General features: G+C 55.7%; 16 protein-coding genes. 7 read left to right on the plus strand and 9 right to left on the minus strand.

Annotated elements, in window-relative coordinates:
• Window positions 1-27: 27 nt before the first annotated feature.
• Window positions 28-432: a thiol-disulfide oxidoreductase DCC family protein gene (locus tag G7064_RS06480; protein WP_166072947.1), complete on the minus strand. Its 405-nt coding sequence runs from the start codon at window positions 430-432 to the stop codon at window positions 28-30.
• Window positions 433-1,133: 701 nt separating this feature from the next.
• Here G7064_RS06480 and G7064_RS06485 point away from each other — a divergent pair.
• The 5 genes from G7064_RS06485 to G7064_RS06505 all read left to right on the plus strand — a co-directional run bounded on the left by G7064_RS06485 (window position 1,134) and on the right by G7064_RS06505 (window position 6,189).
• Complete coding sequence (locus G7064_RS06485; RefSeq protein WP_165963494.1) at window positions 1,134-1,562, plus strand: hypothetical protein; 429 nt, start codon at window positions 1,134-1,136, stop codon at window positions 1,560-1,562.
• Between the two features lie 210 nt (window positions 1,563-1,772).
• Window positions 1,773-2,456, plus strand: a complete 684-nt coding sequence (locus tag G7064_RS06490; protein ID WP_205711186.1) for a hypothetical protein — start codon at window positions 1,773-1,775, stop codon at window positions 2,454-2,456.
• A gap of 122 nt (window positions 2,457-2,578) precedes the next feature.
• Window positions 2,579-4,090: a hypothetical protein gene (locus tag G7064_RS06495; protein WP_166072948.1), complete on the plus strand. Its 1,512-nt coding sequence runs from the start codon at window positions 2,579-2,581 to the stop codon at window positions 4,088-4,090.
• A gap of 141 nt (window positions 4,091-4,231) precedes the next feature.
• A complete protein-coding gene (locus G7064_RS06500) occupies window positions 4,232-5,191 on the plus strand; it encodes an MBL fold metallo-hydrolase (protein WP_166072949.1) in 960 nt (319 codons plus the stop codon).
• 128 nt (window positions 5,192-5,319) lie between these two features.
• Window positions 5,320-6,189: an RES domain-containing protein gene (locus G7064_RS06505; RefSeq protein WP_166072950.1), complete on the plus strand. Its 870-nt coding sequence runs from the start codon at window positions 5,320-5,322 to the stop codon at window positions 6,187-6,189.
• A gap of 51 nt (window positions 6,190-6,240) precedes the next feature.
• Here the strand turns inward: G7064_RS06505 and G7064_RS06510 are convergent, their stop codons facing one another.
• Window positions 6,241-6,732 carry a VOC family protein gene (locus G7064_RS06510; protein WP_166072951.1) on the minus strand — a complete coding sequence of 164 codons (492 nt, stop codon included), beginning with the start codon at window positions 6,730-6,732 and terminating at the stop codon, window positions 6,241-6,243.
• Window positions 6,733-6,770: 38 nt separating this feature from the next.
• Window positions 6,771-7,529: a hypothetical protein gene (locus G7064_RS06515; protein ID WP_317172838.1), complete on the minus strand. Its 759-nt coding sequence runs from the start codon at window positions 7,527-7,529 to the stop codon at window positions 6,771-6,773.
• Window positions 7,530-7,676: 147 nt separating this feature from the next.
• On the opposite strand from G7064_RS06515, the gene G7064_RS06520 reads away from it, so the two are divergent.
• A complete protein-coding gene (locus G7064_RS06520) occupies window positions 7,677-8,126 on the plus strand; it encodes a hypothetical protein (protein ID WP_166072952.1) in 450 nt (149 codons plus the stop codon).
• A gap of 93 nt (window positions 8,127-8,219) precedes the next feature.
• Here the strand turns inward: G7064_RS06520 and G7064_RS06525 are convergent, their stop codons facing one another.
• From G7064_RS06525 to G7064_RS06545, 5 genes are all read right to left on the minus strand, one after another.
• Complete coding sequence (locus G7064_RS06525; protein ID WP_166072954.1) at window positions 8,220-8,717, minus strand: DUF4126 family protein; 498 nt, start codon at window positions 8,715-8,717, stop codon at window positions 8,220-8,222.
• Between the two features lie 177 nt (window positions 8,718-8,894).
• Window positions 8,895-10,481, minus strand: a complete 1,587-nt coding sequence (locus G7064_RS06530) for a serine hydrolase (RefSeq protein ID WP_166072955.1) — start codon at window positions 10,479-10,481, stop codon at window positions 8,895-8,897.
• Between the two features lie 138 nt (window positions 10,482-10,619).
• Window positions 10,620-12,419 (minus strand): DUF885 domain-containing protein, encoded by a 1,800-nt coding sequence (locus G7064_RS06535; protein ID WP_166072956.1) that lies wholly within the window; start codon window positions 12,417-12,419, stop codon window positions 10,620-10,622.
• A gap of 116 nt (window positions 12,420-12,535) precedes the next feature.
• Window positions 12,536-14,359, minus strand: a complete 1,824-nt coding sequence (locus tag G7064_RS06540; RefSeq protein WP_166072957.1) for a DUF885 domain-containing protein — start codon at window positions 14,357-14,359, stop codon at window positions 12,536-12,538.
• Window positions 14,360-14,494: 135 nt separating this feature from the next.
• Window positions 14,495-16,303 carry a DUF885 domain-containing protein gene (locus tag G7064_RS06545; RefSeq protein WP_166072958.1) on the minus strand — a complete coding sequence of 603 codons (1,809 nt, stop codon included), beginning with the start codon at window positions 16,301-16,303 and terminating at the stop codon, window positions 14,495-14,497.
• Between the two features lie 228 nt (window positions 16,304-16,531).
• On the opposite strand from G7064_RS06545, the gene G7064_RS06550 reads away from it, so the two are divergent.
• On the plus strand, window positions 16,532-18,067 hold the full coding sequence (locus tag G7064_RS06550) for an ArnT family glycosyltransferase (RefSeq protein WP_166072959.1): 1,536 nt from the start codon (window positions 16,532-16,534) through the stop codon (window positions 18,065-18,067).
• Between the two features lie 102 nt (window positions 18,068-18,169).
• Here G7064_RS06550 and G7064_RS06555 read toward each other — a convergent pair whose 3' ends face one another.
• Entirely contained in the window at window positions 18,170-19,495 is a 1,326-nt protein-coding gene (locus G7064_RS06555) for a carboxypeptidase-like regulatory domain-containing protein (protein WP_165963493.1), read from the minus strand.
• Window positions 19,496-19,513: the final 18 nt, after the last annotated feature.

Consider the following 19,513-nt stretch of genomic DNA (forward strand, 5'->3'; position numbering starts at 1 on the left):
ACAGATACTTTCTAGAAGCGCTCTAGTCTATAAAAAGCGTTGTGCCAGTTCAGGCGTAGGTAACATGCACGACTCTTGCTGGCCAAACCATTGGTAGCGGTGCCGCGCCACGAAACGGTACAGCGCGTCGCGCAGCGCGCGCGGCAGCAGAATACCCACGTACAGCAATTGCCAGGCTCCGCCTAAGCCACGCAGGATGCGCAGTACGGCCGTGGAGTGAGTAAATACTTGTCCTTGCTCAATCAATACTACTGTTTCGGGAGTGGGAGTTACGGCTGTGCCGTGTTGAGTCAGCAGCTTCTGACCCGCCTCCGATTGCAGCGAAGTAAACCGAAAATGCCCCCCGGAGTCGTGGTTAATAACGAATTGCACGAAGCCGTTGCAGAGGTTACAAACTCCATCGAATAAGATAACGGCGGGCTGATCTTTCATAGAGGATACGACTACTTCCAAACACAAACGGCTGTGCTGAAACGTAGCGTTTAGTAGCCATACGAACCACACATAATGCGGTTGATTAGTTTGAATACATTAAAGCTAAGTGTTTCGTTATCCCTCCACCTCAAACGTGTAGTACAGGTAAATCACTTTTCATTCTAACTGAGCTATTAGAAAGTATGGTTATCGGCCACTGCGACTGGCTTTATGGGCTTATCAGCAGGCCTTGTTCTTCGCGATGACGAAACTTTCCCCGACCCACCAGCCCCTAGTACTACTGCTGACTCAACAACAGGTATTGGTGGTACGACCACCAACACAACAGTAGGCACCACCACAGTTTACCGTAAGGGGTAGCTCAACGGCTGGCGCAGGTGATACTAGTGGAGGTGCGGGTGCTGGAGTAGATAATAGTTCTACAACCCGCTAATCGATAGCTAAAAAGCCCCCTACAACTATTTTACTCTCTAATTACAGATCTATGTCTGATTCTTATTTAACCCTTCAATAGTAGTAAAATCAGGGTCTACAGGCGAGTTTTTATAATTAAAACCTTGATTTATTGTCTATTATTTCGATCCGTCCATAAAAATAAATGCATCTATCAGTAACTATTTCTTTCGGTTTGCACGTAGAAGGGGCTCCTTGAATTCTATCCCGCTCTGGTTTAACCCATTCACCAACTAATCCTTCCAATGAAAAAATCACGGATTCTTCTCTCGACTCTCGCATTCGCCGGCATGTTTGTATCAGCTTCGCTGATGTCATCTTGCGCCTCTACTGGCACTGACAGCGCCACGACCAGCGGTAGCACCACGGGTACCACCAGCGACACTTCAACTGGCAGCACCAGCGGCTCTACTTCGGGCAGCACTAGCGGTAGCACGACTTATGATACCGGCAGCACCAGCGGTACCACCACCGGCACTACTACTACCGGCACCACGACTGGCTCAACCACAACGGGTACTACTGGTACCACTACTATGGGTAGCACATCGGGTAGCACCAGCGGTAGCACGACCATGGGTACTACCACCGGCACCACTACTGGTACCACCACCGGTACTACTTCAGGTAGCACTACTACGGGCTCCACTACTACGGGCACAACCACCCGCTAGGGTCATGTTCATTGATTTGAACATATAACCTAAGACCAGAGGGATAATTACTGTCTAGTAATTATCCCTCTTTTTATAGATAGAAGTTGGTTTCTGAGGTCATTTTTCGACCGTAGGCCTACTCTTAAGTTGCTTACCAGCTTACAAGTTACCGTTTATGGTTTCTGTTATGCTACTGTTCATGTTTTTATCACTCATTCTCAAAAAGCTATGAAAAAGTCATCTTTTGTTTCGTTCGCAGCCCTTTTGGCAGCAGTTTTCGTTTCGGCTAGCGCCACTGCACAAACTACCGCAGGCTCGACCACCGGTAGCACCGGCTCGACCACCGGCACCACTACAAGTGCCACTACGGGCACTACCTATGGCACCACGGCTGGTGCCACTACCGGAAGCGTAACCGCAGGCTCTACCACAACCGGTACGACCCGAGGAACCACCGCTGGCACAATGACGGCGGGCAGCACTGCCGGTACCATGACCACCGGTTCTACCACAGGCACCATGACAGCCGGTAGCACCACGGCGGGCACTATTACCGCTGGCTCAACAGCCGGCAGCACCACGGGCACTACGGTCGGCACCACTGCTGGAACTACTGCTGGCACAACTAGTGGCCGTACCACGGCTACACAGTCTACCCGCACTTCTACTACCGGCACTACGTCGGGCCGCACGAACACGCGTACCACATCGGGTAGCACTACCACGGGTACTGGCCGGACCACTACCGGCACCACGTCAGGTACTACTACTACCGGCACTACGTCAGGCCGTACGACCACAGGCACCACGTCAGGTCGTACCACTACTGGCACTACTAGTGGCAGTAGCACAACGGGTTCTACCAGCGGTAGCACCACCAGTGGCTCTACTACTGGCACCACGACAAACTAATTTCTGATTCCGACCTTAAAAGTCGGTTGCTCTTTTTGAAGGCGAAAAGGCAAACCATCCAACTCGGTGGCGTACCTTTTCGCTTTCTTTTTTTCTCCCATTTTGCCCCCAGCGCGGCTCCCATGACCCGTGTCCTCGATTTTTTGCGCCAGCCGTTCGTGCTCGACCTGCGTGCGCTGGCCTTGCTGCGCATAGCAACAGCCGCCGTTGTTCTGACCGACCTTGCCATCCGCAGCACCGATTTGGAGGCGCACTATGCCAACATGGGCATTCTGCCGCTGCATGTGCTGTACGAGCGCAACTGGAATGCTTACCAAGTTAGTCTGCACAACATCAGTGGGTTGTGGCAAATACAGGCGCTGCTGTTTTTGGTGGCGGCTGGGTTTGCCATACTACTGCTGCTGGGCTACAAAACCCGCTTAGCAACGGTGGTATCGTGGCTGCTGCTGGTGTCGCTGCAAAACAGGAACCCCATCATCGGGCAGGGCGGCGACGATTTGCTGCGGATGCTGTTGTTCTGGGGCATTTTTCTGCCTTGGGGTCGTATGTACTCCGCCGATGCGGGCCGAACGGAGCCGAAGTCAGTTTCGTATTCGTACTTCAGCGCAGCCACGGTGGCGTATGTGGTGCAGCTGGCGCTGGTGTACTGGTGCACGGCGTTGCTCAAAAATGCCCCCGAATGGACCACGGAAGGCACCGCCATCTACTACGCCCTTAGCCTCGACCAAGTGTTGATGCCGGGCGGCCGGATTCTGTATCAGTTTCCGGAGGTAATGCGCTTTCTCACCTTCGCGGTTTATTACACCGAGCTGCTGCTGCCGTTTGTACTGTTTATTCCGGTGGGCGTGCCGTTCTGGCGGGTGCTGTTTGTGGTGGTGATGTACGGGTTTCACCTAGGTATCAGCCTGACGCTATTTGTGGGCTTATTCTTCCTCATCAACATGGCCTCGGTGCTGGGCTTGCTGCCAACACCAGCCATGGATTGGATAGATCGGCACGTGCGGACGCGCACGCAGCGCCTGCGGCCCCGTTTGGCCCGTCTGAATAGCTGGCGCAGCCCGGTGCGGGTAAACGTGGAATCGAGCCTGAATTTGCCCCCCAAGACTATCCAAATACTGCACGGCTTACGCAACGGAGTGGTCACGTTACTGCTGGCGTATATTTGCTGGTGGAACCTCGATTCGATTGCCAAGCCTTCACTCACCATGTCGGAGCCTTTGCGGTGGTTTGGCTATTTGTTCCGCGTCGATCAGCACTGGGGCATGTTTGCGCCGGCTGTTTTCAAAGATGACGGCTGGTACATTCTGGATGCCACCACGCCTAAAGGCCAACATATTGACTTAAACCGCAAGGGAAAACCCGTTACGTTGGCCAAGCCAAAGTCGGTGGTGTCGTTGTTTAAAAACGACCGGTGGCGCAAGTATTCTGAGAATTACCTGTTCATTTCCAATGCTTACCTGCGCCCGTACTACTGCAACTATCTGTTGCGCGTATGGAATGAAGACTCCAGCAATGCCCCCGTACAGCGGCTGGATGTCATTTATATGAAGGAAGTTTCGCAGCCCAACTATCGGGTAGTTAAGCCCACTCGGGAAGTGCTCTGTAGCTGCGAAACCGCGCTGCCCACCAAATAAGCTGCCTCTGCCATTTTCTTGGCTAGTGCGTTACTACTGGTTTTACTGGGGGGCTTTTTCTGGTTGAAATAAACCAGAAAAAGCCCCCCGGCGTATCACTTGCTACCTACTTCACTATCTCTAACCAAAACACTTTTCTATATGGCTAACCGAGCTAGTACGCCCCAGCTTCAGGCCGTTGCGCCGGGTATCTGGGGTCTGCGTAATGTATTTACCAATCTGTACTATGTGCGCGAGCCGGAAGCGCCAACCCATGACTGGGTATTATTAGATGCGGGCCTGCCGGGCTCGGCTGGCACTATTCGTCGCCATGCGGCCGAGATATTTGGCCCGGAGGCGCGGCCCTCCGCCATCATTCTCACCCACGGCCACTTCGACCATGTGGGGGCGCTAATTACGCTGGCGACCGAATGGGATGTGCCCGTGTACGCGCACAAGCTGGAACTGCCTTACCTCACGGGCCGCTCGTCGTATCCCCCACCTGACCCAACCGTGGGCGGCGGCGCGATGGCTGCTTTGTCTTTTCTCTACCCCAAGCAGCCCATCGACCTCGGCAGCCGGGTGCAGGAGCTGCCAGCCGATGGCTCGGTGCCGCACTTGCCCGGCTGGCGCTGGTATCATACGCCCGGCCATACACCCGGCCACGTTGCGTTTTTCCGCGAGCACGACCGCGTACTGCTTGCCGGCGACGCCTTCGTGACCGTGAAGCAGGAATCGGGCTCGGCGGTGTGGGAGCAACGCCAAGAGGTACATGGCCCGCCCGCTTATTTCACGCCCAACTGGCCCCAGGCCCGCCAATCGGTGACGCTGCTAGCCGATTTGAAGCCCCAAATTGCTGCTACTGGCCACGGCATTCCGATGCACGGCACGCAGCTTCTGCAGCAGCTTCAGGCGCTCGTAGATAACTTCGATGAAGTAGCCATTCCGAAGCACGGCCGCTACGTGCCCCAGCCCGCTACCGCTGACGAAACCGGCGTGACCTCAGTACCGCCGGCGGTGAGCACCGCCTTCTCTAAGTGGGCGCTAGGGTTGGGCTTAGCTGCCACAGTGGCGCTGGTAGTAGTGAAGAACAAAAAGGGCAAGAAGCGCTACCGCCGCTAGGTTTTGCCGTAAACTACCCTGGATTCCCCAGTGAGACCTCACTCTGCTCTTTCCAAAAGGGCTGGGGTGAGGTCTCATTAGGTACTATAGCCACCAAGCTCGTCTATACTTATTCAGCTTTCCCACCCATGCGTTCCTCCCAACCCAACACCCACAAATCGGCTGCGAAGGAAATCAAAGAGAAAATAGCCGCTATTCATAAGCTCGACCTTCGCGAGCAATCCGTTGACGACCTGGTACCACTGATGCGTGAGCTACTCGCGGGTCACTCACTACGCTGCCTGGACTTTGATGCTGGCCTGCTGCTGTACCGGGGTACGCCCTGCGAAAAGCTTCCACACCGCTTCGCCGATGTGTCGTATGCGCCGGCTGAGCGGGTAAAAAACGATCAGCGCGCCAACCGGGCGGGCGTACCCATGTTTTATTGCAGCGCCACCTGGCACCCACCCTTTTTTGAGGCCGGCGTAAAAAAAGGCGACCAAATCATCATCAGCCGCTGGCAGGCCCGGGAGCCGTTGCGCATTGCGGGCTTCAGCCACGCCGACCTCTGCGCCGACGACCCGCACTCTGACCGCGAGAAGGTACTACGAAAGGCACTAAAGCAGCTACCGGAGCCGGAGCGACTCATGACTGAGTTTATGACAGGCTGCTTCACTCAGCCCATTAAGCCCGGCGAAGAGCACCGCTACCGCTTATCCATTGCCCTTACCGAAGCCTTGGGGTTAGGCGAAAAGTTCGATGGCCTCCTGTATCCGTCGGCGGCCATGGACAGCCCTTCGCACAATCTAGCGCTGCATCCGCGCTGCATTGATGAGCAAAAGCTCGTGCTTCAATATGTGGAGCACCTGTCGGTGAATCGTGTTGAGACTGAAACCATTGATGTATGCTCGCTCAACTTTGCCCGCGGCGTAGCTCCCGGTGAAAAGCTACACTGGCTCAATAAGCCCGGCAACTGGGTTTTGCGCGAAGGGGCCCAAGCAAACGACTATTGCTTATAACCAAAAAAGCCCCCCAGAAACATTTCTGGGGGGCTTTTTTGGTTCTTACGCTTACTTAGCCAATGCTAGCAATGCTGGAATATCCAACGGATCGGTCACCATATTGATTTCGCCGGCGGCGGAACGAGGCCACTCCTCCTGCGGGCGGTCGTAGTACAGCTCTACGCCATTGCCGTCGGGGTCATTGAGATAAATAGCTTCCGACACGCCATGATCGGCGGCCCCGGTGACGGGATAGTTGGCATCTAACAGCCGCTTCAGGGCCACAGCCAGCTCCGGCCGCGTGGCGTACAGAATGGCTAAGTGATACAGGCCAGCCGTGTTGCGCGGCGCGGGTGGTCCGCCCAGGCTATGCCACGTGTTCAGCCCGATATGATGATGGTAGCCGCCCGCCGAGATAAACACGGCCTGTGAGCCGTAGCGCTGGGTTATCTCGAAGCCCAGCAGGCCGCAGTAAAAGTCGATGGCGCGATCTAAATCAGCCACTTTCAGGTGTACGTGGCCAATGCGAGTAGTGGCGGGGATGGTATACGGCTGGCTCATGAGGCGTTCAGATTTGGAGAGGAATACGGATGCGTTATTCAAGTTATGCTGATAAAATCATTCTTCACGCCTACTTGCCCACACCATAAGGATGAGCTACGAGGCTGGCAGCAAATCGCAGTACCAAAAGCCGGCTTCAGGTGCGCCGGGCGTAGGGGCCGGATAGGTGCGGCGCACCAACTCGCCGCGCACAAACGGGATCGGGCCGCTGAAATACGGGGCGTCGAATACGAAGCTGTGGTACTCGCCATTCTCGCCGCAAGGGTCAACGCCGGGGGCAAATCGCGGAGAAAATCAGCGTCGAGGAGGCGGCCGCAGAAGCTGGCGTCGAGGTGCTGCTCATTCACGCACACCACCACAGCCTGAAAGCCTAGGTCGATGTATTCGCGCAGCAAATCGGCAGTAGGGCACTGCCAGAGCGGAAAAATGCCTCCCAGCCCCACGCGCGCCAGTTGCTGCTCCCGATAGGCGCGAAGATCTTCCAGATAAATATCCCCGAAAATAGCCTGACTCACGCCCTGAACCTGCAACGGAGCCAAGGCATCGTGCATAAGTCGCTCATACTCCTCCATGCTGGGCGATTCGGGAAGTGCCAGCGGCACCAGCGGCAATCCGATGCGCTGGGCCTGCGCTTCGAGCAGGGCCACCCGCACGCCGTGCATGGATACGCGCTGGTAATGGGCGTTGATGCTGGTAAGCAGGTGCGTCACCTGGTAGCTAGGGTCGCGCAGGGCGTGATAGAGAGCGAGGGCGGAGTCTTTGCCTCCACTCCAATTCATCAGGGCTGAAACGGGCATCCGGCAAAGGTATCGGGCCACGCGGAATTGGCTCATCTGACAAAAATGCGTTTCCCAAACTTTCTTGCCGCAGTAGCTTCGGCTATTGACGCCCGCTTGTCGTATACAGGGCTTCCAACCCTAGTCTTTCAACTCAAAACACTTTCTATGAAACTTCAACAGCGTTACGCGCTGGCTATTCTGCTGGTCGCTACGGCCCCGCTAGCCTCCTGCGACTACGAAAAGGGCCCCGGCGAAAACACCCAATTCGATAAGAACCTCAACACGGAAGCGGCCAAAGACGCGACCAGCAACGAGACTGACCGCGACAGCGTGAACCGTGTACAGAACGTGCAGCCCCCAGCGGGCAAAGGTTCGGCCGCCGATCAGCAGCAGTCTGTTGATAATGCGATGAACTCGGCTCCGAGCGGCAACACGGCTACGTCGCCGCAAACGGCCTCGGGTCAGCCAGCTCCGGTGGATAAAGCGCAGGACGGTAACAGCCAAAACGCGAAGCAGGCACCATCGCAAGCCTCAGGCACCGATCAGAGTGGCAACGGCGCTACAACAGGCGGCACAACGTCAGGTAGTGGCGGTGGACAAACCACGCAGCAATAACAGCCCACCAACTACAGTGGCGAATCGCTACTAGTAGATACAAAAAAGCCCCCCAGATATCCTCTGGGGGCTTTTTGCAACTATAAAGCTCTATTACAACTGATTATTGGTGCTCCGACGAGCATCGTGCACTACGGAAAGAGCGCTTTTGAGAACCAGGCTATCCTCCGCTACGGCTAGCACAGGGTCGGGCAGGCCAGTACTGGAACCCAACGCTTTGCGCAGGTACAAAGCCCCGTAGCTAGCGGCCACCGCTACGGCCCCGCCAATAAGCGCGCCTTTTACCACACTGTCTTTCTGGGCTTTATACGCCGCCGCACCCGCTAAGCCGCCCGCCAGAATACGACCCAGCAGAATAGGAGGCGAAGTGCGGTCGGGCATACCGGGCAGCTTGTCGGCGGCCATTTCGGATATAGCTACTCCTTTCAGCAGCTTAGCCGTGGTTGGCGACTGCAAAAACCGCAGCGCCGACCGGCCAATAGCCTTCGATTTATTGTTGCTTAGGACGTGGCTGATGGTGGCGGGCGCCGACATGCTACGCATACCGGCTATGGCGCCAAGGGCGAGCGTTTGTTGGAGTTGCTTAGACATTGGATTGACAGTTAATAAAATAGTGATTAGTACCTTAAACGGAAGTCAATCTGTAGTAGCCACCAACCAGGCATAAAAAAGGCAACCTTTCGGCTGCCTTTTTTCAATCAAAAACTGAAGTTCGGAAGTCTATTTCAGCGTAGCGGCCAAAGAAAGTAAGCACCTTGCCGCCCGACATTACAGTACCCGCTGCAGGTCCAAGTCCTGGAAGTCGTAGCTAAAGTCGGTGGTAGCCGAAACAGGCTTCATTTTGATGCTTGTGGCCTTGCCTTGCGCGTCGAGGGTAAAAGCGGCGAAGGCGTCGGCATTGAAGCTACGGTCGCGCCAGCGTACCACGTAAGTATTGTCGCCGTAGGGCAGTAGCTGTCCCGTCAGGCGTGGTGAGCGTTTAGCTTTCAGCCAGAGCTGGTTACCCTGGGCAACGATGTTCACGTCGCCGAGCCAGGCATCGTGGTAGCGGCCGACGTAGGCGCTATAGTTCGGCTTTTTGGGCGCGGCCTTTTGGGCGGCGGCCACTTGTTTCCACACGGCCTCGTCGGCTTGCGTGTTGCCAGCGGTCCTCGTCTTCATGATGTCGGTCATTTCCTGCACCCGGTCTTTACCCGTAATGCCTAGGTAGTGGTCCAGCAGAGTGTTGGAGACAGCCGTGAAGGCGGCGCTGCTTTCCTGATTGGTAAGCACGATGATGCCCAAGCGCAGCTCCGGTACCAGCTGCACTCGCGTAAACATGCCCGGCAGGGCACCGCCGTGCGACACTTCCTTGTAGCCCCGCGCATCGCTTAGACGCCAGCCCAGGCCGTAGGCTACAAAATGCGTATTGTAGGGCGTCGGACCTGGCCCCACCCGCTGTATGGTTTGCGGGCTCCAGATTTCCCACTGCGTGGCAGGCTTCAACAGGGGCGCGGGGGCGCTGGGCCCGCCCAGCAGCATCATGGTCCACTTGCTCAAATCAGTTACGCTGCTGTAAATACCGCCGGCCGGACCGCTTACGCTGTTTTGGTCGCGGCGAATGACCTGCACTCGGCCATCCACCGACGCGTGTGCGTCGATAACATTAGTCGGATCGGGCAGGCGGGCAAAGCTGGTGGCGCTGCGGCTCATGTCCAACGGCTTCAGTAGGCGGGCTTCCACAAACTCGGCCCAGGGTTGGCCCGAAATGCGCGCCACCACCTCGCCGGCCACGATGTAGAGATTGTTGTCGTAATCGTACTTGCTGCGAAACGAGGACACCGGCTTGAAGTAGCGTAGGTTGTGAATGATGTCCTGGACGGTGAAGTCGGTTGAGTCGGGAAACTGCATCAGGTCACCGGCGCCCAGGCCCAGGCCGCTACGATGGCAGAGCAGGTCGCGCACCGTGAACTCGGCCGTCACGTAAGGGTCGTACATTTTGAACTCCGGGATGTATTTCGTCACCTTATCGTCCCAGCCCAACTTGCCTTCGTCCACCAGTATACCTAGCGCCGCCGTAGTGAATGCCTTGGTATTCGAGGCAATGCCCACTAGCGTGTTGGCGTCCATCGGCGCCTTGGTTTTCATAGAACTGACGCCGTATCCCTTGGACATGATTATTTGCCCATCCTTAACCACGGCCACGGCAATGCCTGGTACGTCAAATGCCTTCAGAGTGCGGGCTACTACCGCGTCCACAGCTGCTACATCGAGTGGGGCGGTAACAGGCGGGGCGGTTTGGGCCAGGATTGAGGTGGTGAAGGCAGTACTTACTAGCGTGACGGCCAACCAAGTAGAAAGGAAAAGTTTTTTCATAAATCAGGAAAAAGTAGAACGTATCAAATATATAACCTTTCCCAGTGCAGCTAGCTATGACAAAAAAATACCCTCCCAGTGAAGTTGGAGGGCATTTCCTGATGGAGACGATTTAACTCTAAGTAATCAGAAGCGAAACTACTTCTGCGTAGCTGCCCACGCGTCCATTTTGCGCTCCAGCACGGCCAGCGGCATCACACCATCTTTTAACAGCTCGTCGTGGAAGTTGCTGAGATTGAATTTGCTCCCCAGTTGCTTTTCGTACTTGGCGCGCAGCTCCCGGATTTTGAGTTGGCCAATCTTGTAGCTCAATGCTTGGCCCGGAATAGCCATGTAGCGCTCTACAGCTGAGATGTCGTCTTCCTCGCTGGCGGGCATATTGTCTAGCATATAGGCAATAGCTTGCTCGCGGGTCATTTTGCCGGTGTGCATACCGGTGTCCACTACCAGGCGCACGGCGCGCAGCATTTCATCATTCAAGGCGCCGATGTATTGGTACGGGTCTTTGTAGAGGCCTAGCTCCTTGCCTAGACTTTCGGTGTACAGAGCCCAACCTTCGGTCATGGCGCCGTAGCCACCAAACTGCCGGAACTTAGGCAAGCTGGTATTTTCCTGCTGCAGCGAAATCTGGTAGTGGTGGCCCGGAATGGCTTCGTGCAAGAACAGCGACTCCATGCCCTGCGTCACGTTGTACTCGGCAGGCTTGGGTAGAGGCACGTAAAAAATGCCTGGACGGGTGCCATCCGGTGAGCCCTGATTGTACTCAGCGGAAGCTGAAGCTTCGCGGAAGGCTTCGGTGCGGCGGATTTCAAACGGCGTTTTAGGCGTGCGCCCAAACATCTTTTTCAGGTTGGGCTTAATAGTGGCGTGGATTTTATCGAAGCCGGCCAGCACCTCCTCGGCAGTTTTGAAGGGCTGGGCTTTAGGTTCGTGTTTTACCTGCTCGAAGAACTCGCGCAACGTGCCTTTAAAGCCCAACTGAGTTTTCATACGCTCCATCTCGGTACGGAGGCGGGCCACTTCGCGCAGCCCAATGGCGTTGATCTCGGCGGGTGTTTTCTCGGTAGTGGTCGAGTAGCTGGCTAGGAAGCGGTACATCTCAGGGCCGCCCGGCACGGCGTTGAGACCCGTGGTAGTCCGTGCCTTGGGCAAGTACTCGTTGGCTAGGAAGTCGCCCAGCTTCTTGTACGTAGGCACCACCTGCGTTGTAATAGCCTTCTTGTAGGCTTCAGTCAAGCGCTGCTTGTCGGCGTTGGAAAAGTCTTTGGGAAGGTTGTTGATGGGGCCGTAGAACAGCGACTTGGTTGGATCAGTCGGCACCATGTCAGGCGCTCGCATCTGTGGCAGCATTTTCACTACCAAGGCTTTAGGTAAAACCACGCCGGCCTTCATACCGCGGCGAAAGTTACCAATGGCCGAATCGGCCCACACCGTGAAGCCCTGCACCCGGCCCAGCCAGTTCTCGTAGTCCTTCACGGTCTTGAACGGCTGGTTGCCCACGCCCGCGCCGTACAGACCCATGTTGATAGGCAGACCCCAAAACTGCTGAAACGGTATCATCCATAAATTAAACTTCAGCCATTCTACCCGCTGCTTCAGGTCGTACTGAAAAATGTCGTAGCTGATCTTGTCATTATCCGACAGCTTTTCGCGGTCAAACTTTTGCAACTGGGTAAGGTAGTTTTGATACGTGGTCCGGAGCGTGTCGCGGAAGGCCTGAGTTTGGTCGTTGGGCAGGCGATTGTTGTAGCGGTTGTCGCCCTGGGCAGTGGCATTGAGTGGGTCAAGGCGAGCTTGGTCCTCCCAATAAGCCTCAAACAAGGCCGCCAGCGGTGCCGAAGCGGCTCGGGAGTTGGTTGTGGCTGGCTTGGCTTTTTGCGCCACGGCCGAGCTTACCAATGCCAAGGCCACAAAGGCAGTGAGTAAAGGTGATTTCATAAAAAGTAGAAAATGTAGAATTTATCAAATATATAGGTTTTTTAGTGCAGCTAGCTAGGCACAAAAAAGCCCCCCAATTGGAGTTGGGGAGCTTTTTCAGTAAAAGAGCAGCAAGTCTACTTTTGCTTCGCGGCCCAGGCGTCCATTGTTTTTTCCAGCACGGCTAGCGGCATGGAGCCCCCAGCCAAAATCTCGTCGTGAAAGGCGCGTAGGTCGAACTTTGGGCCCAACTGCTTTTCGTAGCGGGCACGCAGCTCGCTGATCTTAAGCTGGCCGGTTTTGTAGCTCAACGCCTGGCCGGGCGCGGCCATGTAGCGTTCTACTTCGGCCGTGGCGCGCTGCTCGTCTATCGGCTCGTTGGCCATTAGGTACTTGATGGCTTCTTCGCGGGTCAGCTTGCCAGTGTGCAAGCCCACATCCGTTACCAGACGCAGGGCGCGGTGAATTTCGGTGTTCAGGGCGCCCATCTGCTGGTAGGGGTCGGTGTACACGCCTAGTTCGCGGCCCAGCGACTCGGCATACAAGCCCCAGCCCTCCACGTAGGCACTGTAGATGGCAAAACGGCGAAACCGGGGCTGGCTGGTGTTTTCCTGTTGTAAGGCGATTTGGTAGTGGTGGCCCGGAATGGCCTCGTGCAAAAACAGTGCATCCATGCCCCGCGTCACGTTGTACTGCGTTGCATCGGGAATCGGATTGTAGAAAATACCGGGCCGCGAACCATCTGGCGCGGCAGGCATGTAGTGAGCCGACGCCGACGCCTCCCGAAACGCCTCCACGCGCCGCACCTCAAACCCTGCTTTGGGCGTGCGCCCGAACAGCTTGGGCAAGTTGGGCGTGATGCGGGCCAGAATGCCGTTGTACACGGCCAGCACTTCCTCCGGCGTTTTGAAAGGCTTGAACTGTGGACTGGTGCGCAGGTGCTCGAAAAAGGCGTTCAGGTCGCCGGCGAAGCCAACTTGCTTTTTAATCGTCTCCATGGCCGTGCGAATGCGCGCCACCTCGGCTAGGCCCGTCTGGTAAATCTGCTCCGGCGTGCGGGTGGTGGTGGTATTCACTTGCACGGCGTAGGCGTAGCGGGCAGCACCCTGCGGTAGCGCTCCAATACCGCTGCTGACGCGGGCCTGGGGCAGATATTCGGTTTCGAGGAAGTCGGCCAGCTTCTGGTAGGGGGCTGCCAAGTCGCGGCGGATAGCCTGTTCAAACAGGGGCGTGAGGCGGGCTTTGTCGGCCGCCGAGAAGCTGGCCGGGAAGTTCTTTACCGGGCCGAAAAACAAGCTTTTAGTCGGGTCGGCGCCCGCCTGGGCCAGGGGGCGCAGCTGGCTTACCATTTTGGGAACCAGCGCCTTGGGTAGCACTACGCCGGCCTTTATTCCCTGGCGGAAGTTACCGATGGCTGAATCAGCCCACACCGGAAATTTACCCACCCGGCTTAGCCAGTTGTCGTAGTCCTGCACCGTTTTGAAGGGCTGTGCGCCGGTGCCCGTCCCCATCACGGCCAGGTAAGTAGGCAGGCCACCGAACTGGTCGAACGGCATCATCCAGTTGTTGAATGCATAGCCTTCCAGGCGCTGAGTCAGCGAATACACCAGGATGTCGTAGCTAGTCTGGTCGGTGGCGCCGAGGCGTTTGCGGTCTATCTGGCCCAACCGCTTGAGGTAGCGCTGGTAAAAGTCGCGCACCTCCTCACGCCGCGCCTGGGTCATGTCATTGGGCAGCTGGTCGTTGTAGCGGTTGTCGCCCTGTTGCATGGCATTAAAAGGCTCCAACCGAGCTTCTTCTTCTGAGTAAGCCTCAAACAAAGCCGCCAGTGGCGCTAAAGAAGATGACGAAGCGGCTCGGGAATTGGTTGCGGGCTTAGTTGTGACTGGCTTCGCTTTTTGCGCCACGGCCGGGCTTACTAGCGCAAATGCTACTAAAGCAGTGAGAAAAGGTAATTTCATAAAAGCGGGAAAAAGTAGAATTCATCAAATATATAAGATTTCAAGCCCTCCTAACTAGGCATAAAGAAAGCCCCCCAAATAAAGTTGGGGGCTTTTTTGTGAAGACAATTTGACCTCAGCAAAAGAGAAGCAAGGCTACTTCTGCGTGGCGGCCCAAGCGTCCATTTTGCGCTCCAGCACGGCCAGCGGCATCACCCCGTCTTTCAGTAGCTCGTCATGGAAGTTGCTGAGGTTGAATTTGCCCCCCAACTGCTTCTCATACTTCTGGCGCAGCTCCCGAATCTTCAGGGCGCCGATTTTGTAGCTCAGCGCCTGCCCCGGAATAGCCATGTAGCGCTCAATCTCGGCTGTGGCGCCCTGCTCGCTGATGGCCTCGTTGTCCATCATGTATTTAATGGCCTCTTCGCGGGTCATGTTTTTGGTGTGCATACCCACGTCCACTACTAGGCGAATAGCGCGGTGAATCTCGTCGCCTAGCGCACCCATGTACTGATATGGGTCTTTGTAGAGGCCCAGCTCTTTGCCGAGGCTTTCGGTGTACAACGCCCAGCCTTCGCCCATGGCGCCGTACCAAGCAAAGCGGCGAAACTTGGGCAGGCTTTCATTTTCCTGCTGTAAGGAAGTTTGGTAGTGGTGACCCGGAATGGCTTCGTGCAAAAACAGCGACTCCATTCCCGAGGTCGTGTTGAACTCCTTAGCGTTCAGGATTGGTACGTAGAACACGCCCGGACGCGAGCCGTCGGGGCTACCCTGGTTGTACTCGGCTGAGGCTGAAGCAGCGCGGAAAGCCTCCGTCTGCCGAATCTCAAATGGTGTTTTGGGCGTGCGCCCAAACATCTTTTTCAGGTTCGGGTCAATCTTGGCCTGAATGGCACGGAACGCTCCCAACACATCCTCCGGCGTTTGGTAAGGGGTAAATTTCTTGTCCGTTTTCAGGTAAGTGAAGAAAGCCGGCAGGTCGCCTTTAAAACCTGTCTCGTTCTTTACCCGCTCCATTTCCGAGCGAATACGCTTTACTTCCGACAAACCCGTCTGATAGATTTCCTCGGGCGTTTTGTCGGTAGTGGTCCAATTCTTCACTAGGTAGGTGTACAAAGCCGGACCCTGAGGAATAGCCGAAATACCCGTGGTGGTGCGAGCTTTAGGCAGGTATTCATTCTTCAAAAAGGTCCCCAGCTTTCGGTAGGTCGGCACGAGGTCCTGCAGAATAACATCCTTGTAAGCGGCGGTGAGGCGCTGCTTATCTGCGTCCGAAAAACCATCCGGAAACTTCGTTACGGGGCCGTAAAACAAGCTTTTGGTTGGGTCCGTGACCACCAAATCCTGCATCTGCGGAATCATCTTCTCCACCAGCGGACGCGGCAACACCACGCCCGTGGCTATGCCCTTGCGGAAGTTGCCGATGGCCGAGTCGCCCCAGGCGGCAAAGCCCTTGGCGCGGCTTAGCCAGTCGTCGTAGTCCTTCACCGTTTTGAAGGGTTGAATGCCCGAACCTGAGCCAAACTGCCCCAGCGTAAGGGGCATGCCCCAGAACTGCTGAAACGGTATCATCCAGGTATTCTGCTTCAGGCCGGCCAGCTTATTTTCAAGGTCATACTTGAAGATATCGTAGCTGATTTTGTCATTGTCCGACAGCTTTTCGCGGTCAAACTTTTGCAGCTGGGTAAGGTAGTTTTGATACGTCGTCTGGAGCGTGTCGCGGAAGGCTTTGGTCTGGTCGTTGGGCAGCCGGTCGTTGTAGCGATTATCGCCCTGGGTGGTGGCGTCCAGCGGAAAGAGCTTGAGGTTTTCTTCCCAGAAATTCGCAAACAGCGTCGACAGATCATTCACTTCGGCGGTGCCGGTAGCCGCCGTGTCGCTGCCGCCATCGGCCGTAGTTTTCTGCTGATTACAAGCGGTTAGCAGTGAGCCAACCAGCAACCCGGTAAGGGCTAGTTTTTTCATGGGGAAATGGGTGAGAGATGAGGAGGAGTTGAGTGGGGAGCAATATAGCTAGTCAGTTACACAGTAAGGCTACCATTGCAGGCTGAAGCGGGGTTAGGGTAACCTTGCGGTTGATCAAACGCAGTATTTTACTTCGTTGCATAAGAGCGCTCTACTCTGAAAAGGCTGCATCAATCAGCCAGAAACAACGTAACGTCGGCATTTATTGCAAATCGAATATATTCCGACATGAAACGTCTAATTCCGCTGCTCTTCGCCAGCCTTAAGTTTGTGCTGGGCTTCGTGTTGACCAGCCGGGTGTACGAGCTGCACCGCGACGAATACCTGTACCTCAACTATGGCCAGCATCTCGCTTGGGGCTACCTAGAAGTGCCGCCCCTGATGGCCATGCAAAGCTGGGTTACGCTGGCCTTGGGCGGGGGGTATTTTTGGGTAAAATTCTGGCCCTTGCTGTGGGGCGCGGGCACCGTGTATGTGGTAGGGCGAGCGGCCCAGCGGCTGGGCGGCGGCAAGTGGGCGCAGGTGCTGGCGTGCCTCAGCTATATCGTGTGTGCTTATTCGCGCCTCAATTTTCTCTTTCAACCCAACTCGTTTGAGGTCTTTGCTTTTACGCTAAGCTGCTACTCGCTGATTGCCCACAGCCAGCAGCTAAAGCCGCGCTACCTGTATGGCATCGGCGTGGTGCTGGGCCTGAGTTTGCTGAATAAGTACACCACTTTCTTTTTCATCGGAGCACTTCTCACCGCTCTACTCCTGACTGAGCAGCGCCGTATTCTGGTTACTAAAGCCGGTTGGATAGCGGCTGGCATTGCCCTAGCGCTGTTTTTACCCAACCTGATCTGGCAATTGCGGCACGGCATACCGTTCCTGCATCATATGGCTTTGCTGCACGAGTCGCAGCTAGTGAATGTGTCGGCGGCTGACTTTTGGCAAGACCAATTGCTGATGTGTTTTCCGGCTGTGTGGGTGTGGGTACCGGGGCTGTTGGCCCTGTTGTTCTACCAACCCTTTCGGCCGTACCGCAGCGTGGGCTTAGTCTTCGTTGGGGGGCTTTTATTGCTGACTGTGCTGCACGGCAAGAGCTACTATGCCTTGGGCTATTACCCTATTCTGTTCGCGGCCGGCGCGGCGTGGCTGGAGCAGCAGTTGGAGCGCTCCCCGCGCCTGAGCAAGCTGGCGCGCCCCCTATTGCCGGCCGTGTTGCTGGTGCTGGCTATACCCCTGTTTCCGTATGCCTATGCGCTCTATCCGCCGGCCCAAATGCAGAAGATTGGTGAAGCCTACCGCAGCACTGGCGCCAACCGCTGGGAAGACGGCAAAATTCACCCACTACCCCAGGATTTTGCCGATATGCTGGGCTGGCAAGAACTGGCCGACAAAGCCTGGCAAGCCTACCAGAGTCTGCCCGACTCTTCGCGCAGCCGCACGCTGGTGCTGTGCGACAACTACGGCCAAGCCGGGGCTTTAAATTACTATAATCGGAAGCGGGATATGCCCGCCGCGCATAGCTTCAATGGCAGCTACTTGTACTGGTTTCCAGTGCGCCCTGCCCAGCCATATCGCCACATACTACTGGTCACGGATGACTCGGAGGAATTTGGGGGGCATTTTTCCAGCTACCAGCGCCTGGGCAAAATTGAGAATAGCTACGCCCGCGAACAAGGCACTACCATTGCGCTCGGCACCAATCCGGATACAGCTATTATCAATCGAATTTATTGGGAGCACCGAACCAAGCTGGCCGAATGGGAGCAACATAAGTAAATGCCACTTTCATCAAAAACACCACGCCCCAACTCCGTGCAGAAGTTGGGGCGTGGTGTTGAAAAGTATTGTTTTGGGGCTAGCAAAAAGCCCCCCAGCGTGCTATTCTATTCGGCCATTGCGAATGCGGACGTCGGCCTTAGGCTCGGGCTTTTTCACCATCGTTCCGAAGGCGCCTTTCTGCTCAAACGACTTGGCTACTTCATCTTCCAGCGGCGTACGTTTTACCACCGGATTATTGGCCCAAAACTCAGGGTCGTATTTCACCTTTCGGATGGTTTCCAGGTCGCGCTCGTTGCTGGTGACTTTGTTGTATGTCAGGTTAGTAGGCTTGCGGCTGGTGTCATAGAAGAAGGTAAACGCCGACACTTTCATTTTGGATGGTGGCAAACCAGGCCGCACCAAATCGTAGGTCATGTCTGCTTTGATGTGCTCCAATGGGTTTACGGCCGTGGTATCGTTCTGAAACACCATATCCAGCTCCAGCTCTGTGTTTTTGAAGGAGAACGTTGGGTTGTTGGCTTTGCGGGTAAGCTGGGGCGTGGTCATTTTGTAGCGAATTACCTGGTAGGTATCCACGTCAATCCAGACGGTGCCTTTCGAGCGGTATTTGGTTTGCTCGGGGCGCGTTTCAAAGGCAATTTCGGCCACGCCGCCGGTCTCTCCTTTCTCCAACACGCCTTTGATTTCTAGCAGGTAATTCGCTACCACGTTGGGGCTGAAAAGGCCCAGCGCTTTGGTTGTGTCGGCCTTATCGTCGTAGAGGCCGAAAGCTTTGGTGTAGAGCGAAAAGTTTTTGTCGCTGATCAGCGCCTGTTTAGCGGCGTAGCGACCCTGTGCTATGCTCGTGCCTTCAATGCGGGCGATGTTGGACTTGGCATTCCACACCATTTCCAGCAGCTCCGTGGGGTCGTTGTCGATGCGCGTAATCTGGCGGTAATAGGCTTTGCCGTAGAATTTGCGGCCGTAGTTTTTCTTCATCTGCTGGTACGCGCGGTCTACCAGCTGGTAGGCGTAGCTGGCCACTTTCACCTCCGACAGCACCACTGTAGCCGGCGCCAACTCTATTTCCAACGACTGACCTGCCTGCGTAACCCGCACGGTATCCTTTATATGGGCTAGCTCGGAAAAAATCAGCGTTTGCGGCACCGAGGGCAAGCTCAGGGTAAACTCCCCATTCTCATTACTGGCCGTGCCCATAGTGGTGCCTTTTACACCAATGCCCACGAATGGCAGCGGCTCCTTGGTTTCTTTATCCCGGATAATACCCCGCACTGGATACTGGGCATAGGCGCCGTGGCTTAAGCCACCAACCAACAGTATGACGACACCAAAGCGGGCAGCGAGTTTACCGCCCAGCAGGCGCACACGAAGAAAAGCAAGAAAAATCAGGAGCGTATTCAAGGGCAAGAGTCGGTTAGTTTTCAAGGCAAGTAGCACACTTAA

The sequence above is a fragment of the Hymenobacter sp. HDW8 genome (assembly GCF_011305775.1).
GTDB classification, from domain to species: domain Bacteria; phylum Bacteroidota; class Bacteroidia; order Cytophagales; family Hymenobacteraceae; genus Hymenobacter; species Hymenobacter radiodurans.

Excerpts from the sequence above, each read along its gene's own strand:
- G7064_RS06480 (WP_166072947.1), bottom strand. The coding sequence starts at position 432 with ATGAAAGATCAGCCCGCCGTTATCTTATTCGATGGAGTTTGTAACCTC.
- G7064_RS06485 (WP_165963494.1), top strand. The coding sequence starts at position 1,134 with ATGAAAAAATCACGGATTCTTCTCTCGACTCTCGCATTCGCCGGCATG.
- G7064_RS06490 (WP_205711186.1), top strand. The coding sequence starts at position 1,773 with ATGAAAAAGTCATCTTTTGTTTCGTTCGCAGCCCTTTTGGCAGCAGTT.
- G7064_RS06495 (WP_166072948.1), top strand. The coding sequence starts at position 2,579 with ATGACCCGTGTCCTCGATTTTTTGCGCCAGCCGTTCGTGCTCGACCTG.
- G7064_RS06500 (WP_166072949.1), top strand. The coding sequence starts at position 4,232 with ATGGCTAACCGAGCTAGTACGCCCCAGCTTCAGGCCGTTGCGCCGGGT.
- G7064_RS06505 (WP_166072950.1), top strand. The coding sequence starts at position 5,320 with ATGCGTTCCTCCCAACCCAACACCCACAAATCGGCTGCGAAGGAAATC.
- G7064_RS06510 (WP_166072951.1), bottom strand. The coding sequence starts at position 6,732 with ATGAGCCAGCCGTATACCATCCCCGCCACTACTCGCATTGGCCACGTA.
- G7064_RS06515 (WP_317172838.1), bottom strand. The coding sequence starts at position 7,529 with ATGCCCGTTTCAGCCCTGATGAATTGGAGTGGAGGCAAAGACTCCGCC.
- G7064_RS06520 (WP_166072952.1), top strand. The coding sequence starts at position 7,677 with ATGAAACTTCAACAGCGTTACGCGCTGGCTATTCTGCTGGTCGCTACG.
- G7064_RS06525 (WP_166072954.1), bottom strand. The coding sequence starts at position 8,717 with ATGTCTAAGCAACTCCAACAAACGCTCGCCCTTGGCGCCATAGCCGGT.
- G7064_RS06530 (WP_166072955.1), bottom strand. The coding sequence starts at position 10,481 with ATGAAAAAACTTTTCCTTTCTACTTGGTTGGCCGTCACGCTAGTAAGT.
- G7064_RS06535 (WP_166072956.1), bottom strand. The coding sequence starts at position 12,419 with ATGAAATCACCTTTACTCACTGCCTTTGTGGCCTTGGCATTGGTAAGC.
- G7064_RS06540 (WP_166072957.1), bottom strand. The coding sequence starts at position 14,359 with ATGAAATTACCTTTTCTCACTGCTTTAGTAGCATTTGCGCTAGTAAGC.
- G7064_RS06545 (WP_166072958.1), bottom strand. The coding sequence starts at position 16,303 with ATGAAAAAACTAGCCCTTACCGGGTTGCTGGTTGGCTCACTGCTAACC.
- G7064_RS06550 (WP_166072959.1), top strand. The coding sequence starts at position 16,532 with ATGAAACGTCTAATTCCGCTGCTCTTCGCCAGCCTTAAGTTTGTGCTG.